The sequence below is a fragment of the Mycobacterium paragordonae genome, from assembly GCF_003614435.1.
Lineage (GTDB): Bacteria > Actinomycetota > Actinomycetes > Mycobacteriales > Mycobacteriaceae > Mycobacterium > Mycobacterium paragordonae.
Map to the genome: position 1 here is coordinate 127,530 of NZ_CP025548.1, position 16,564 is coordinate 144,093.

The 16,564-nt window shown below is 62.8% G+C and carries 13 protein-coding genes and 1 pseudogene; 4 read left to right on the forward strand and 10 right to left on the reverse strand.

Annotated elements, in window-relative coordinates; genetic code table 11:
- Nucleotides 1-3: 3 nt before the first annotated feature.
- Nucleotides 4-732 carry a DNA-methyltransferase gene (locus C0J29_RS32275; protein ID WP_161808161.1) on the reverse strand — a complete coding sequence of 243 codons (729 nt, stop codon included), beginning with the start codon at nt 730-732 and terminating at the stop codon, nt 4-6.
- 253 nt (nt 733-985) lie between these two features.
- Between C0J29_RS32275 and C0J29_RS32280 the strand changes: the two genes are divergently transcribed.
- Nucleotides 986-1,237 carry a hypothetical protein gene (locus C0J29_RS32280; protein WP_054585937.1) on the forward strand — a complete coding sequence of 84 codons (252 nt, stop codon included), beginning with the start codon at nt 986-988 and terminating at the stop codon, nt 1,235-1,237.
- Nucleotides 1,238-1,700: 463 nt separating this feature from the next.
- On the opposite strand, the gene C0J29_RS32285 is transcribed toward C0J29_RS32280, so the two are convergent.
- The 8 genes and pseudogenes from C0J29_RS32285 to C0J29_RS32320 form a co-directional block, all read right to left on the reverse strand.
- Nucleotides 1,701-2,162, reverse strand: a complete 462-nt coding sequence (locus C0J29_RS32285) for a transposase (protein WP_174814927.1) — start codon at nt 2,160-2,162, stop codon at nt 1,701-1,703.
- A pseudogene (locus C0J29_RS32290) lies at nt 2,159-2,497 on the reverse strand (tyrosine-type recombinase/integrase); the annotation flags it as partial. The gene C0J29_RS32285 and the pseudogene C0J29_RS32290, both read right to left, overlap by 4 nt.
- Before the next feature lie 35 nt (nt 2,498-2,532).
- Entirely contained in the window at nt 2,533-4,809 is a 2,277-nt protein-coding gene (locus tag C0J29_RS32295; protein WP_244218054.1) for a site-specific integrase, read from the reverse strand.
- Nucleotides 4,810-4,996: 187 nt separating this feature from the next.
- Nucleotides 4,997-6,253 (reverse strand): tyrosine-type recombinase/integrase, encoded by a 1,257-nt coding sequence (locus tag C0J29_RS32300; RefSeq protein ID WP_120795198.1) that lies wholly within the window; start codon nt 6,251-6,253, stop codon nt 4,997-4,999.
- Nucleotides 6,254-6,280: 27 nt separating this feature from the next.
- The gene (locus C0J29_RS32305; RefSeq protein ID WP_242460726.1) at nt 6,281-8,221 is read right to left on the reverse strand and encodes a tyrosine-type recombinase/integrase; all 1,941 of its coding nucleotides are present in this window, start codon (nt 8,219-8,221) and stop codon (nt 6,281-6,283) included.
- Nucleotides 8,208-9,410 (reverse strand): tyrosine-type recombinase/integrase, encoded by a 1,203-nt coding sequence (locus C0J29_RS32310; RefSeq protein ID WP_054585939.1) that lies wholly within the window; start codon nt 9,408-9,410, stop codon nt 8,208-8,210. The genes C0J29_RS32305 and C0J29_RS32310 overlap by 14 nt, the downstream gene beginning before the upstream one ends.
- A gap of 19 nt (nt 9,411-9,429) precedes the next feature.
- Nucleotides 9,430-10,650, reverse strand: coding sequence for an ImmA/IrrE family metallo-endopeptidase (locus C0J29_RS32315; RefSeq protein WP_054585940.1), 1,221 nt, complete (start codon nt 10,648-10,650; stop codon nt 9,430-9,432).
- A 64-nt stretch (nt 10,651-10,714) separates the two neighbouring features.
- A complete protein-coding gene (locus C0J29_RS32320; RefSeq protein WP_054585941.1) occupies nt 10,715-11,431 on the reverse strand; it encodes a hypothetical protein in 717 nt (238 codons plus the stop codon).
- 358 nt (nt 11,432-11,789) lie between these two features.
- On the opposite strand from C0J29_RS32320, the gene tnpA reads away from it, so the two are divergent.
- Together tnpA and C0J29_RS32330 are read left to right on the forward strand one after the other, a co-directional pair.
- Nucleotides 11,790-12,188, forward strand: coding sequence for an IS200/IS605 family transposase (gene tnpA, locus C0J29_RS32325; protein ID WP_082951979.1), 399 nt, complete (start codon nt 11,790-11,792; stop codon nt 12,186-12,188).
- Nucleotides 12,189-12,190: 2 nt separating this feature from the next.
- Nucleotides 12,191-13,444, forward strand: a complete 1,254-nt coding sequence (locus C0J29_RS32330) for an RNA-guided endonuclease InsQ/TnpB family protein (RefSeq protein ID WP_068023044.1) — start codon at nt 12,191-12,193, stop codon at nt 13,442-13,444.
- A gap of 53 nt (nt 13,445-13,497) precedes the next feature.
- Here C0J29_RS32330 and C0J29_RS32335 read toward each other — a convergent pair whose 3' ends face one another.
- The gene (locus tag C0J29_RS32335; RefSeq protein WP_244218055.1) at nt 13,498-14,313 is read right to left on the reverse strand and encodes an exonuclease domain-containing protein; all 816 of its coding nucleotides are present in this window, start codon (nt 14,311-14,313) and stop codon (nt 13,498-13,500) included.
- A 345-nt stretch (nt 14,314-14,658) separates the two neighbouring features.
- On the opposite strand from C0J29_RS32335, the gene C0J29_RS32340 reads away from it, so the two are divergent.
- Nucleotides 14,659-15,315 carry an amidoligase family protein gene (locus C0J29_RS32340; protein ID WP_162951703.1) on the forward strand — a complete coding sequence of 219 codons (657 nt, stop codon included), beginning with the start codon at nt 14,659-14,661 and terminating at the stop codon, nt 15,313-15,315.
- Nucleotides 15,316-16,564 lie beyond the last annotated feature (1,249 nt).

The window sequence follows — 16,564 nt, forward strand, 5'->3', positions numbered from 1 at the left end:
AGGTTACTCGTCCTCGTTGTCGAGGACAGAGGCGATGTGGTCGCAGAACGTCGGATTCAACTCGACGCCGACCGCCTCGCGTCCCATCTCCAAGGCGACTGACATGGTCGTCCCTCCACCGGCGAACGGGTCATATACCGTGCCGTTCTCCGGGCAGCCGACGGCGATGCAGCGCTCAACGAGCGCACGCGGGTACGGAGCGTAGTGCGTGCCTCGCGCCAGCGAGCTACGCCCTGGCTCGATCAGCCAGACGTCCTCCTCGCCTGCCAGCGCTTCGCGGTCGAAGTGGTATTTCGTTGACTTGGTGAACATGAAGACGTGCTCAAACTTGCGCCACGGCCGGTCCTTGGCGGTGGGCTCCGGGATGCTGGTGTTGCGCATCCAGATGATGTCGCTGCGCAATGTCCACCCCTGCGTCTGCATCGCCAGCGCTACACGCCACGGAATGCCGATCAGCGACTTGCGCGGCAAACCCAGGCCCGGGCCATCTACCGCGCGCAGGACGGACATGCGTCGACTGCGATGCTTGGGGTCCTCGCCGTGCGGCCGGCCCTTGGCGTTGTAGTACGTGTCGCCTAAATTGAGGAACACTGTGCCGGTCGGCGCGAGTGCCGTGCGCAGGCTCGCCATCGACTCGACGATGTTGTCGACGAAACCCTGGATGCTGGCCTCCATACCGATCTGGCCGTCCACGTCGTAATCCCTTTGCCAGAAGTAGGGTGGGCTTGTCACGACACAGTCGATTGAATTGGACTCAAGCAGTGCTGACTGTTCGCGGCAGTCGCCTTGAATCAGGGTCCATGACCGGCCCGACCGTTTGCCAGAAGCGACAACATTCGGGCCCTCGATAGATCGTGCTGGTTCAGACACCGGTTCCTGCCCTTCCGTTGGCAACCGAAGATACCGCAAGTGTAAGAGATCTCCGACGGTTGTGGTGGCGGCGCGCCGACATTGCCCCGACTTGTGGGGGACCTACGGTTGATCGGTGGACGATGCCCGGTTTCTGGCGGGTCCCAAGGAGATCGGGGCGGTTCTGGGGGTGCAGGCCAATACCGTGAACGCCTGGCGACGCCGCGGCGATGGCGTCCAGGCGTTTCCGGCGCCGATTGTCACCCTCGCGGGAGGCAACGTGTGGGACATTCGGGATGTCATCGCCTGGGCCGATGCTACCGGCCGGACGGTATGCCAGCGGGACTACACCGCTCCCGGATGGAGCCCCACGTCCGACCCGCAGTAAATCCCTTGCCACATGTCGGCACCGTACGTGGGGGTGCCGACATGTCGTGCGGTCGTGCGCGTAACGCCGCGCGGTCAGCGCCGCGTCCTGGGATTTCTGCGAGCTGGCAGATGTCCGCACTGTGATGTGGAACCTCGTTGACCGGTTGTGCGTCTCTAGCGCAGTGCGAATCGGGATGAACGCAAGGTGTGATGGCCGAAGGGCTCGATCTGGACGACCCGGAGGTGAGCGCGGCGATCGACCTGTTGCGGTGGGCGTTGTCCCTGATGTTTGGATCGGCTCAGGAGATTGCGTGATGGATCTTGTCCGGCGCTTCTTTGCGGCAGTCGGATATGTGAATCCTCTGGTGAGGCTGGCGAGTTCGGTGTCCGGTCCAGTCGCTGCGGAACACCTTGCGTGGCCGGGATCAAACCGTTGGGTCGAATAGCCCGCCGGCTGCGTCCTCGACGCGGTCCGATCGGAATTAGCCCAGCCGTTCCGTGTCAGCGCCTGGACCTAGGGACCGCTGAGTTGCTGTCAACGGCGTGTGTTGGGCGTGAAGCTTCTCGATCTCGCCGTGCAGGGTGGCGATGGTGCGGTCACGTTCGCGCAGTGTGGCTTTGAGCTCTGTAATCAGGTCTTCCCTGGCAGTCAGCCTGGACCGTAGAGCTGTCACGATGCTCGGTTCGCCGTCAGTCGCCTGCGGTGGAGCCGCGGTATCGACAGCGGCGAGCGGCTGGTGCGCCCGGATCAGTGCGAGCAGGTCTGGACGGTAGTGGATGCTTTTGCGGGTCACCTTGGCGCGCCGGGACACGCTGCTGATCGTGATCTCGGCCTGTTCGCGGCGCATGTCTTTCAGCGCCTTCTCGATCCGGGCACTGACAGCGCCGCGGCGTTTGCTGGTGTGGGCGGCCAGAGCGTCCAGCGAGGCCTGGGTGACGGTCATGGCTGGGTGCGGGGGTCGGCTTTACGGAGCGCAGAATCGTGGGCCCCGCGGGTGGCGATGACCTGAAGCGGAAGCCTCTTGGCGGTGCCGGCCCCGGTGATGGCCTCGTTGGGGGAGGATTCGTCGGCAGTCAGTCGCTCGAGGATGGCGTCCAGGGAGTTCAGCTCGCGCAGCCGCTCACGGACCCATACGTTGTCATCGGTCAACTCGCGACCGGTGCGCTGACGGTACTGGTCGCGGCGCAGCTCGATCAGTGCGGTGGTCTTGGTGTGCTGATCGCGCAACTCGCCGGCGTGAGTGACATCCGTCGCGAAATGCCCACAGCTCAAACATGCTTCTCTGAACTTGCCAGTCGAGCTCAATGTCTTGGTCATGAGGGGAACACCTTCGGCCGCAGAAGTGGGGTGCCGAGATCGACCAGACCCGCGGAGTTCAGTCGATGGTCGATTTGGGTGAGCTTGTCGTTGGCTCCGGCCAGGCTGACCTGGAGTCCCTCGACTTCTCCGAGCCAGCCGTGCAGCTTGGCCTCGGCAATCCGGTCCTGCAGGTTGTTCCGGATCTCTTCTAGGCGGTGTCGTTGTGCTGGGTCCGGCCGCAGCAGTGAGCAGCGGACACAGGCGTGCTCGTGAATGCACGGTGTGCCGAACGCCCGTCCGCACGTCCCAACGGATACTTTGCGCTTCTCGAAGTGGACGAGGAAGTCGTCCCATTCGTCGTCGGTCGGGGTCCGATATTCTTCGCTGGGTCGGGTTGCCCGCCGGCGGGCGATGAAAGCTCGATGGGCTTCGATTGCTTCCATCGGGTAGACGGCTTTGTATCCCATCGTGGTTTCAATTGTCTTGTGTCCGCAGATGATTTGGGCAATATGGGGTGGCAGACCGCTCATGATTGCGTCGGTGACAAAGATCCGTCTGAAATCGTGCGGCACGAAGGTGAGTGGTTCGCCGGTGGCGTCGGTGAGTCCACTGGCGGCGAGAGCGTCAACGAGCAGTTTCCGGATGCCCATGGCGGTGAAGGGCCGGTTTTCGTTGCCGACAGTACGCTGGAACAGCAGCGGCATCGGTGGATTCCAGATCCGCTCACGCAGGTCATAGGACGGCACGACGGGTATTACTGCGGCTGACCCTCGTAGTCGAGTGATGATGCCGCTGAGCACGTCGGCGAGTTCAGGGCTGACCAGCAGGAGCCGTTCGGCGTCGGTCTTGGACGGAGCGATCTGCAGGAGCGGTACCAGCTCGCCGGTCGACGGCAATCGATATTGAATGATGCTGTGATGGCTGAGCTCGAGCAGCTCTTCGCAACGAATACCGGTCAGGCGCAACACTTCAATGGTTGCGTGCGCCCAGAATGCGTCGTCTGCTTCGCAGGATAGGTTGCGGCGTTTGCCAGTTGCGGTCTCTTCAGCCCAGAACTGTCGGCCCTTCGACTTCGCGACGATGGCTCTGCGGAGCAGGCCGTCAGTGCCCGCAATCACCTCCCCGGGCTGGGTTTGTTGTGCGGCACTGAGATGTTGCTCGGCGGTGCGGTGACGTTCGACTGCGTTGCGCACCAGCGTCAGCAGGACAGGAAGCCGCTCGCGGGTCCGATGGTCCATGCGTGCCTTGCGGTGTTTGCGCTCCTTGACGCGGCTGATCTCGGCGTTGCTGATCGGGCATGGCGCCGCCCACTGGGCCCAGCGGGCGGGGTCGTCGACAGCCCAGTGCGCGATGTCGAGGTAGAAGGCTCGCACCTTCATCATTTCGTCCTTGACGTTGAGTCTCGGACTACAGACTTCGATCTTTTCCCCGACCGCATTAGTGACGTTGCGCTTCTTCGTGGCGATGTCCTCCTTCCATTTCCTGGCGGTGTCCAGGGGCAGGTGCAAGTTGTTGATCTCGGGGTGGATGGCCTCGATCCGTGCCCAAAACAGGCCGGCCAGCGTACGACAGGTCATGTCGAGACTGGAGTAGTCGAGCGATGCTTGGCGTTCGCGGAGGTAGTCGACGATTAGGTCGCGCACCGGCTCGCATCGTATGGGGTATCGGTCGACCATCTCCTCGATGGTCAGACGACCGGCCGCCAAACCGAAAGCCCTTAGTGTGTGCGGTGCGTCTTCGGCAAATACGCCGATCGCGCGAAGCCGTAGATAGAAGTCGAGCTTGTTCTGGCCGCCGTGCGCGTGCGCTTCGCGCATGGTGTCGACCAATTCCACGCAATCACCAACGGTAATGTCCGCGATGCGCCCGCCTTTGCAGGCCAACAGGGTCGCGACCCTTGTGGCCGCGACGCGCGCATCGGCGGCGCAGCTGGACTCGCTCATCGAGGCCACGCCTAGCCGTGCGAAGCCGTCCGGGTCTCTGGACTGTGCCATCGCGGGCGCAAGCTTGCCGTGTGTTCGGGTAAGCATCCACTTCATGCTGGGGCGGATGATGTCGCCGCAGAGCAGCATTAACAGCCCCGAGGCCAGATCGCCCGGAATGTAGCTGGCGGCTTGGCCGCGTTTGGCTAACCACTCCACCGGCAGTTGGGTCCAGGCACGGCCGGGATAGTTTTCAACTCCGCTGTTCTGCCAGCGCATTTGCCAGGTTTCGCCGGGAAATGACGCCAGCCAAGCCAGTAGGTTGGTTGCGCCGCGCCGGCGCCCGGCGTTCGTCTGGGCTGTAACCACGACGTACGGTGGCGACGTCAGTCGTCGCAGTGTGTCTTCGGCCGATTGCTCGGTCTCTGGCCAAGCGTGTTCGATCTGGCGGGGCTGGAAACGCTCACGTAGCTCCTTATTGCGTGCACCTACTTGTGCCCGCGGGGTTTTGGTGCCGAAAGCGATTTTCGAGCAACGTGTTTGGTGCTGATCACCGTCACAGCGACCTCCCGAACAGCACGTTCAACGCCTGCGGGTCATAGCCGGGGGCAGGCGGCGGTGGTGAATCTGACTTGCCGGCCTCACGGGCGTGGTGGGCCAACACACCGGCGATCACCTCGCCAGTGGTGGGTGTCAGATAGCGTTCTGTGGTCGTCAGGTGTGCATGGCCGAGCACCCATTGCACATCGGTCAACGTCAATTGCTCGTCGCGCACCATACGCTGGGCAGCACTGTGACGTAAGTCGTGCAGAGTCCAGTCCGAACCCAACGCGGCATTGGCGCGTTCGAACATGCGGTGGGCAGCGTGATAAGACAAGGGACGCAACGGTTGTCGCCGCGTCCACCACAGGGGCCGCGCTTTTTGGTGCGGCAGGTTGTCCGGCAATTCTGCTTGATAGAGCCGCAACCAAACGAACGCATCGGGCGACGCGGGCAGTTGCTGGATCGCGCGGGATCCCTTACGCACCACAGTGATCAGCTGTTGGCCCGGGTCGATGTCACACTGGCGAGCACCCAGCAGCTCCGATGCTCGGGCTCCGGTCGAGATCCAGAACGACACCAGAGCGCGGTCACGGTTGGACGGCAGTGCCGCGAAAAGTGTGTTGAACCGTTCGTCGGGAATCGCCCGCGGAATCCGGTTCGGCACTTTGGGGCGGTAACGCCCCACCCGGTCGCGGTTCCACGCGTCCATCGGGTTGTGGTGGGCGTTAGCCCGATCGACGCGACGCGCGACATCCAGAGGAAAGGGATTGAGAATAGGCCCCGTACCGGTATCGCGCTGGAAGTCATAAAAGCCACGGAGCACCGTCTCGCTGTGGGCGATCGTTGCCGCTGCATACCCAGGTCCCAGGGCGGGCTTGCCGGTGACGGGGTTCGGCGGCTCAACCGACTCCGTTGTTGCGACATTGCGGCCCGTAACTGTGGCCGTGGCCGTGCGCCGGTGTTTGACAGCGAGCTGAATCCAACAGCTGAAGTCGCGGGCCTCTGTACGAGTCGCGCGGCGCCATCCGACGTCAACGGCGTCGAGGAAGCGCCACCACCGCAGCAGATCCATGCCGTAGGAACGCAACGTCGCCGGTGAGCGGCCGGCGGCCAGCAGCTCGCGCAGAAACATGGACACCGGTTCGACGACGACACCGGAGGCATCGACTAACTGGAATGGCTCACCGGGATCCTCGGTAGCGACGAGTCGACCTCCACGCGACACGACTAGACAGGCCACATCCCTTGCTTGCTTTCGGTCTTCAGGCATGGCCGGCAAGTTATCGGGGCTGATGCATCACGCGGCCAAACGCCACGCGAATCGGTCAGTTAGTTCAGTCAACGGGGCGTTGCCCTTGTCACATGATTTCAACGGGGGCAGCAGACACACCCCGTTGGGCAGCACCCGGTCGGTGCGCGCCGAGAGTTGGGTCATGTCCAGGATGTCGGCGGGACTGATCGCGATATCCACACCGTGGGCGCCGATCTTCTTATGCTTGAGGAACTCGGCTTCGGCGGTGGCCGCCAGGGTCGCGGCATACCGCAAGGTCATCTCTGGTGACGCATGCCCGAGATAGCGCTGCACCACATGAATCGGCACCCCATCGTTGAGTAACTCTGTCGCTCTTGTGTGCCGAAGCCGGTGAGTTTGGCTGAACCGCAACAGATTTCCCGCCGAATCAGTTAACCCGTGCAGCTTGTCGATCCTGGTCAACGACACGTGATAGCTGGCATAGGGCCGGGGCCGGCGTCCGGCCAGATTCTGCTTGACCCCAATGAACAGATACTTCGGTTGCAGGTGCGGGTAGGTGTCGGCCAGCCAGCGCTGCTGTTCGCTGATCACGTTGACTACCGCCTGCTCAACCAGGATGGTCGGCACCACACCGTCGACCTTGGTCTGCTGATAGCGCAACTTTGCGACGAAAGCGTCCGGGTCATCGGACTCGATGGGCCGCTCGGCACCCGGGATCGGCTGCAGCGGCTGGTAATCGAGCATCAGGATCTCCGAGGCCCGCCGCCCGGTCAACGCTTGCAGCAACCAGATGCGGGCGGCTTGTGGATCGCCGAGTCCCTTGATCACTGAAACAGTCCCATCGGGGTGAGTCACCGCAACCGGTATCCCGCGGTCGGCCGCTAGCACGTCTATGTAGCCCAGCATCTGCTGCAACTCGGCGGATGAGTACCAGGTCAATTCGCGGTGCCGGTTGGCGCGGCGGGTGCGAAACGCCGGCCCCCATAACCGGGTGTGCGCCGCGGTCAGCGTCGCCCAGCGGGGATCACCGGTGGCCGCGGCGGCTTCGGGAGCGTGGTCGACCATGAACGTGTAGAACACCTGGGTTTGGGACTGCGTTGCGTCGATCGCGGCCGAAGTCAACGGTTTGTTCGGCGACGCCGCAGCCGCTGGTGAGCGTAGGTACTCGGTGAACGCGGTGAAGATCAGCCGCAATTGAGCTGGATCGTGGGCCAGTGCGGGGTCGGTGTGGCCGTGCTCAGTGACGAACACCCCTAAATGACGGGCCATCTCGCGGGCCCGCTCCACCGCTGAGGACCAGCGCAGCAGTTCAGCGTCCAGCGCGGTGCGCAGCCAGAACCGCACCCCCTCACGCAGCCACACCGGCCCGATCGCCCCGATCTTCACCGACTGGTCATGGCCGGGCTCGTGCTCGCGCTGCGGGATCCGCGGGTCAGCCCGCAGATCCCAGATGTCATGAGCCCACCACGCGGTCTCGGTGCAGCGCACCGACAGATACAGGTGCAGATGCTCAATGAGGTGGGTGACGTTGCGGCGGGCGCCGGCCGAGGGCAGCCGGGCATTGCGCCGCTCGAAGGCGATCACCGCCTGGCGCACGATGTTCTCAGAGGACAGGTCGCTGATGCTGGCCGGTACCCGTCCGTGTTGGGTGCGGTAGTCGGCTGCCGCGGCGGCCACCGCTTGACCGGCCCACTTCAGCAGGGACGGCTCGATCTTGCGCAACCCTTCGTGGTGGCACAGCCAAACCCACCATGCGATCTCGTCGGTAAACCGCGCCGGGGCGGGAGCGGGCGGGCTGAAATCGTGTTCGGCCAAGCCGCGGTGCTCGCGCAGATAGTAGCGGTTCTGTAAGAACACCGAGCTGACCGGCGCGGCATCAATGCGATACACCGGGCGGCGCCAGGCGACGGGAACCGTAGCCCACTGCGAGTCCCACGACGAGGCCAGCGCAGCCCGTTGTGGGTGGGTGTCGTCATGGCGTGCCATCGTGGAGGCCTTTCCAGCCGGCGACGTAGTTCTTCCACTGGGCCAACGACCGCATTTCGGCGTCGGCTGTGGCCCAACCGTAGGTCGACAGGGTGGTCTGCACGTCGGCATGCCCCAGCCGGCGCATCACCACATGCTCGGGCACCCCGGCCAGTAGCAGCGCGGTGGCGTGCGTATGGCGCAGCCAGTGCGGAGTCCAACCCTTCGGCAGATGCGGCTGGGCACGTTTGATCGCCCGCACCTTGTCGTAAATGGTTTCGACCCGCAACGGCGAAAACCTGGTCCCCTGAAAGAGATTGACGAACACAAAGTGCGTCGAGAAATCCGCTACCGCGATATCGGCGGCCATCGCGACAAGCTGCCAGACGTACTCCGAATACAGCGCTTCCAAGTCATCGCCGACATAGACCCGCCGCGAACCGGTCTTGACCCGCACCCCGTGCGGATGGTCCTGGCGGTTGACGATCTCGATGAACGGCGTCGCCCCGGCACCGATATGAAAGTCGTGGTGCCGCAGCGAGACAGCTTCACCCAGCCGCATCCCGGTCTCGGCCAGCACCGCGAACAGCAACCGGTTACGGACTCCGACCGGCCCACCGGTCCAATCCCCACCGCGCTGCACCGAACAGGCATCCAAAATGGTGTTGACCTGTGGCGGAGTCAGTACCGGGGTGGCCGACTTGTTCGAGGCGCGTACCCGGTAAATCGGGTGATCCCCGTCGCGGTGGGGCCCGACCCCATCGAGGAACCCGACATAGCGGCGATACCGGCGCCAGCTGCCCCGCGAGGTGAACAGCCGCCGATACAGCGCGTCGGCATTGTGAGCGTCGGCGTGATAGCGATACATCGATAACACCGCGGCCGCTCGCAGCTGCAACGACGACGCCGCCAGCTTTTGCTGCGGGGCGCCGATCCGTGCTGTTCCGGGCAGATCCCCGGTCCGTAGATACCGCAAGAATTGCCCAAAAAGATTGGTGGGGAAATCATCCCAGGAATGTCCGGTGTGATCGAGCACCGTGAACCACTCGGCGATCCCGGCCGCATAGGCGCGCACCGTATGTGGCGACGCCCCACCGTCGCGCAGGAACCGTAGATACTCCGCGGCCGGCCCGATCGGCAGCGCGTCGGCGCCCACGACGGTGTAAGTGTCAGGTTGGTCGGGGAAACTCACCCGCTGCGCTCGCGCCACCGCTCAACCGGCCCTGGCCTCAGCCGCGCCGACCGCGCTGCGGTAACGCGACCACATTGCTGTGGCCCCCGGATACCACCGTCAAATGCTCTCGACCACGTTCGACCGTACCTCCGGGGGCAGCGCGCTGCCCAGCCATGAAGTCCTCCAACACGTCCTGGGGCCACATCAGGTCATACGGTTGCAGCATCGCGGCATTGCGTGCTGAGAACACGATCTCCAGCCACTTGCTGATCAGCCGTGGCCGCTCGACCTCCCGGTCATTCCAGCCCGGTTCCACTCGCCCCCAGGTGGTGTCGGTCTCGGTGTTGGTTCGGGTATACAACTGGCGGCGCAACGCCTCAAACCGCGTCTCGGTCAACAACCCCGAAGTATGCAGATGCCGCAGCAACGCTCCCAGGGAAATACCCCACTTGGCTTTCACCGGAAGCAATTCGGCCAGCGACGGCGCCCGCGATACCTCCGCCGCCAACACCGCCGCCGGCGCCAGCAGCTCCGAGGCGAACGCAGAAGCTTGCTCCTCACGTTGCGCGGTCACGCTGCCCGAGGCGTGCAGCGTCAGATGACCGACCTCATGCGCCAGCGTCCAGCGGGTGCGTTCCCACGAATTTGATTGCCGCACAATGATCAAAGGGCGGGTACTGAACTCACCGACACGCACCGAGTAGCCCAGATGCTTGTCCAGCTTGCCCGTCGAGTCCTCGTCACCGAGGATGCGCCGCGACGACGACGTCAACAGCCGGCGCACCACGATCGCTACACCGCTGCGCTCGATCTCATGGGTCAGATATTCGATCGGCGAATCAGCATCCAAACCCCAACTCTGCCGCACCGATTCCGCAGCTCGGGCTACCGCAGTATCGGGCGAGAGCACTGGCAGCCGGACGGGGGGCAGCTGCGCACGAACGTGGAGCTCGTCGAGGAATTCGCCTGCCAGTGCCGCGAACTGGGCCAGATACTCGCGCTCGGTGGCCGTGATCGACCGCGGGGCACGGAACAGCAGATCGGAGGGATGCACTCGTGATGTTGGGGCTGTGGTAAAGAACTTCGACGGGAACCGCAGCACCTTCACCAGCAGATCGAAGTCCTCAGTCGGCAATGAGGCGGTCGTCGACTTCTCCAACCTGTTGAGCCGAGAATGCTTCCAGCCCAACGCTTCCATCAGTGCGGTCACCGTCATCGCGCGCATCACCCGGGCCTGGTTGACCCGCAAGCCGTACACCACCACGGTCGTACTCATCGCAGCCCCGATTCAACAACGACCCCATGACATGCCCAATCACGCCCTCTATCAGCGGCATCCGCTACGCCAGCTCGTCGGGATCGTCGTCGGTGCCCGAACCCACTTCCGGTGGCGCGAATTCCCCGAAGTCGTCTCCCGGCACATTGCTGCGCGCGGCCGGGGTAGCAAGCAGCGGTGAATCGGTCACCGGCGGTAGCGGCGAGGTCGCCAGAATCTGCACCCGCGACGCGCTGTCGACATCCACCACCGCCGCCAAAACCGCCTCCGACAACCCCATTCCATCGTCGGTGGGCCACCACAACGAAAACAGCTCGTAACGACCCGCCGGGGTGGCCATCGCTGCCGGGAACAACTGCGGCTCCTGGCCCTCGTCGAGAATCATCTGCTCGCCGGCCGGCGTCGGCGCTCGATACACCAGCTGACCACCACCGTTCGGGCTGACCACCGCGCGCACCCGCTCCCCGTGCAGCTTCTTCGACGGCCAGCGCCGCACCCTGAAATCCATCCCCCGACAATCCGACACCTGCACCGATAGCCCGCTGCCGCACGACGTCAACAATGTGTCCCCCCGCATCGGACCCCGCAACTCCCGCATCCGCAGCACGACCAGCCGCACATCGGTGCAAAACGCGCTGCCATGAATATCGCGCGGATCGTCGAACCACGGCTTCCACTTCTCGGCGACCTTCGGAATCGCCCGCTCCACGTCGTAGCGCAATGTCGCCAACGACGGCCGATGATCGGAGACAACCCGATCCAACAACCCTTGTAGGTTCATGCGGCGAATTTCGCACACCAAAGCAGTCTAGGCAAGCAACACGCCGAACCGGCGTGGCTGCAAGAATTTTACGGGCACCCACCAACCATAAGCTACATGTATCTGACGGTAAACTGGCAGATCAACACGCTTATTAGTTGGCAGATACGCTCGGGCTTACAGATAAGCGGTCTGTGGAATTCGGGAGACCGTCTACCTGTTGTGTTGCTGTTCGATCGAAGCTAGGTAGCGCGGCGGACCCCGGGTTTTAACCCTGGGGGTGAGCGCGTCAAGTCCCGTGCTTGTGGTGCCCGCTGCCCCGTGTGGTTCGGCGTGTTGGCGTAATTAGATAGGTATTGCCTGTCTAATGTTGTCGGTTGTGGGTGTTACGTTGCGGACGAACGCGAATATCGCGTTCCAGTGCGCGTATCACGTGGTGTGGTGCCCGAAGTACCGCCGCCGAGTGATCGGCGGGCGGATGGAGCAACGCTTGAAAGAGATCATCGCCGAGGTGATCACGGAGAAGGGGGCATGGTTGATCGAGTTGGAGACCATGCCTGATCACGTGCATCTACTGGTGGAGGTGGATCCCCAGTTCGGGGTGCACAAGTTGGTGAAGGCCATCAAGGGCCGCTCCTCGCGGGTGCTGCGTGAAGAGTTCCCGTGGCTGAAATCGCGGTTGCCGTCACTGTGGACCAACTCGTACTTCGTCGCCACCGTCGGTGGTGCACCGTTGTCGGTGATCAAGCGGTACGTCGAGACGCAGAAGGACCGCTGAATATGTTGGCGGGGAGGCGGTTTCGTATCGAGTTCACCGACGAACAAGCCGAATACGCTGAGCGGATCGGTGCAGTGTGTCGGGCGGTGTTCAACACCGGGCTGGAACAACGCCGTGAGTACCGCCGCCGTGGGGCGTGGATGAATTACGGGCCTCAAGCTCATGAGCTGGCCGAGGCCAAGGTCGAGCACCCATGGTTGAAAGACGTTCCAGGGCATTGTCTGCAGCAGACGTTGATGGACCTGGACAGGGCATGCCGTGAGCATGGCACCTTCGGTGTGCGGTGGCGTTCAGCGCGGCGGTGGTCGCCATCGTTCCGGTTTCCCGAAGGGAACAAGATGGCGGTGGAGAAGCTCAACCGCCGCCATTCTCGGGTGAAGCTGCCCAAGCTCGGGTGGGTGAAGTTCCGGCAGACCCGCAGCTTGGATGGTGAAACCATCCGCTCGGCCACCCTCAGCCGTGAGGGCCAGCACTGGTATGTCTCTTTGCTGGTCGAGGACGCGGCCGAGAAGCCGGCAACCCATGCTGCTCCCAGGTCGGCGGTGGGTGTGGACCGCGGGGTGGTGGTGGCGGTGGCCACCAGCGACGGTGAGCTGCTGGACCGGGCGTTCGTCACCACCGGCGAGCAACGCCGCACGGTGGCGTTGCAGCGGACGCTGTCACGAGCCGCGAAGGGCTCGGCTAACCGCAACAAGACTTGTGCAGCCCTGGCGAAGGTGCGGGCTCGGGAGCGTCGCCGGCGGTTGGATTTCTGCCAGAAAACTGCCCACCAGCTAGCGCAGAACAACGCGGTGGTGGTGCTGGAGAAGCTGCCGGCCAAGAACATGACCCGGCGGGCGCAGCCCGTCCCGGACCCGAACAACCCGGGCAGTTTTCTGCCGAACGGCGCCGCTGCCAAGTCGGGCCTGAACAAAGCAATCTTGTCGAAAGGCTGGTACCGGTTCGAGCAAGCGTTACGGTCTGTGTCCCGCTACACCGGGACAGAAGTGGTGAAAGTTCCGGCAGCGTTCACGTCACAACGCTGCTCGGCGTGTGGGCATGTGGACCCGAAATCCCGCGAGAGCCAAGCGGTCTTCCGTTGCACCCACTGCTCACGCCCCGCCGAGCACGCGGACATAAACGCCGCCAAAAACATCCTGGCCGCAGGGCTTGCGGTCACCGCCTGCCGAGAATCTGCGGTGCCCTCGGGTGCTGCAGAGACGCCGACGCAGGAACCAGCAGGAAACCGCGAGGAATTACTGCTCCAACCCGTCTAACAGGTTGGAATCCCCCCGGCTTCAGCCGTGGGGAGGAACGTCAATTGCCTGCGTCAGTTGGCGAAGCTGGGTCGTCGCAAAGTGCGAGGCGCACGAAGTGGCAACGGTATGTGCAGGAGTTTAGCGCGCCGGAGTGAATGGTTGAGGATGTCGGCGAGAACCCGGGCGTCGTCAAGTGCGTCGTGAGGATTCGTTTGCGCGACGCCCCAGTGGCGGGCCAGCGAGGACAGGCTCAGGCTGTCGATGTCGAGATGCAGACGATGTGAGAGTTCGACGGTGCACAGTACTGCGTCGATCGGCAGGGTGACGTTCATTCGGTGCGCTTCTGCTGCGAGGAAGGCGTAATCGAAGGCCACATTGTGTGCGACGAGGATCCGGCCTCGCAGCTGTTGGTGGAGCGTCGGCACAATGTCGAGGAAGCGGGGTTGACCAGTGAGCATTGCGGGCGTGAGGCCGTGAATGTTGGTGGGCCCGGGGTCGACGCCGGCGTCTAGGAGACTGTGCAGGATGTGACTGACTGTCCCGTCGCTGCTGACGGTGAGTGCGGCGATGCTCAGAACTCGGTCTGTCGTGGGGTCGGTGCCTGACGTTTCGACATCGACGACGACATAGCCGCCGCGGGTGGGCCGCGTTCGCAGCTGGTTGCCGCGCATGTCGTGTGGGTTCGCGGCGGGCACTTTGTTGCCAAGAATGTGGCGGCCTAGGCGACGGCGCTCACCAACCCGGCGGCTGGTTGTCTGGTCGAGGAATGCGGTGGGACGCACGCGTTTCGCCTGCCTTTCAAGATGCAGCGGGATCCTGTACACGCACTGTGCCAGATGGTGCCGACAAAGCCGGCCAGACACCGCATCCCTCTCCCCGCCCTTCATGCGGGCGGGGAGAGGGATGCGACGGAATGTGCTTGCGGGGCTGAGGTTTTGACGTGTTTGTTTGTCGGTGGGTGGGTGTAGTTTTAGTGGTGTCGGTAAGAGCGCCGTTGGGGTGCTCTACAGATTTGATGGAGACCCGCTATGCCTGTGTGTTCTGTTTTGTGCGATTCGTGCGGCTACGAGACAAATGATTACGACGCGACTTGGTGTGATTCGTGCTGCGAATGGCGCTGTGATGATTGCGGATCGTGTCCCTGCAATGACGGCGACTGCCGCATTCACGACTATGACTATCGACCTCGCCACTTTGACGCTAAAGGCGATCACTCTGCTGTCCTATTTGGTGTGGAGCTAGAGGTTGGCGGCTATGAGTACCGGATTGCTGATGCCGTTTCCGTTGTCGATCCCAATTCTGAGCATCTTTATGTAAAAAGAGACGGGTCGATTTCAGGCTTGGAGATTGTGACGCACCCGATGACCCTGGAATGGGCGCGCGGGTTCCCCTTTGCACGTTTGTTGGCGTGGCTGCGGGATGCAGACTGCTATGTCAACGACAACTATGGCTTGCATATTCACGTGTCGCGCAAAGCATTTCAGACCTGCGGTAAAGCGTCTGCGTGTCATCAGTTGGTCTGGCTGCTGTTCTTATACCGCAACGCTGACATGTTGGTGAAGTTGGCTCGGCGTGAGTCTGAGGAATGGGCGGCGTTCTGCAAGCCAGAGCGGGGCGAACTGGTACGCAAAGCAAGCCGCGTTGATCGGAGTAGTAACCGATATGTTGCCGTGAATTGCAACAACGTCCACACGTACGAACTCCGATTTTTTAAGTCGACCTTGACCGACGCTGAATTTTGGGCAGCGCTGGAGTTCGCGGATGCCAGCGTGGCCTACACACGCCAGTTGAAAGCGCACGACGTGTTGCGCGGAAACGCATTGTCATGGGCCAGCTTCCGAGAATGGGTCGCGGGCCAGGACTACGCCAGTCTTACCGCTCAGATTTAGCGGCCAGTCGAATCGATTTGTTAACAAAGCCAGGAAAGAAAAAAGACATGTGTATTTTAAGTTTCTTGCCCGCTGGTGTTGGCGCGGATGTGGAGTCATTGTTTAATGGCGGCATATCGAACCCACATGGTCATGGGTGGGCCATTGTCACCGGTGAGCGTGTCCTGGTGGGGAAGTCCCTCGACTTGACGGAGGCCCTGGATGGCTTCGCGGTCGCCCGGGATGAGCACCTGGAAGGTCCGGCCCTGTTTCATTCTCGTTGGGCGACCCACGGGGGTCTGGGCGTCTCTAACGTGCATCCGTTCTCTGTCGGCGGGGGTCGGCGCACGGTCGTAGCGCATAACGGGATACTGCCGAGGATCGCGCATCCTGAGCCGGGGGACGAGAGGTCGGATACCCGCAAGTTCGCCGATGAGATTCTGCCGACGCGGTTTCGGCGGCTGGATCGGCCCGCCGCGTTCAAGGCGTTGTCGGCGTGGTGTGGGTCGGGCAACAAGTTGGTGATATTGACCGTCGATCCCCGCTATAGCAGCAATGCATATGTAGTGAATGAGGAAGCCGGGCAGTGGGACCCCACAACGGGGATCTGGCATTCCAACGGTGACTATCGAGCCGCTTACTGGGCCGGATACGGCGGTGTTGATATCAGCGGCGTAGACGTGTGTGAGATGTGCGGATATGGAACTGCCGGGGCAACGGGTTACTGCGACGTGTGCGGGTCGTGCCAGGACTGTCTGGAACCGGCGCGAGAGTGCCTGTGCTACCTGCGGGCACGATGTGAGTCAGCCGTGTAAGCCTCACGGGGTTGAGTGGAGAAATTCCCAGGAGGGGGGAGTGAGGGGGTCGGGCGCTCAGCGCCCGACCCCCTCACTCCATCCACATCAGCATATGAAGGCCAGAGTGACGTGTTTCAGCCCTACGGCTGAAACATACTGTTGCGCAATATGATTGATGTAGACGGAGAAATGCGGGTAGTCAAGTATGATCTTTAATCATGAAGCAACGCAAACAAGTTCAAGAACACAGCGAAGCTGTGGCTTGCGAAGTGTGAAATACTGTGTGCAACAACAATAATCGGGACATGCGTGCCGAGTGAGGCGAAGCCGAGCGATAGAAAGGCTCTGACTTGAAAATACATGTGGCACAACGGAAGTCAGTCGTACGGTTAAGCCGGCGCCCCGCGCCGGCGGTTGCCGTGCCCGGCGCCCCGCGCCGGGCAGTCTCCCATCGGCCGAAGGCCGGGGGGGGG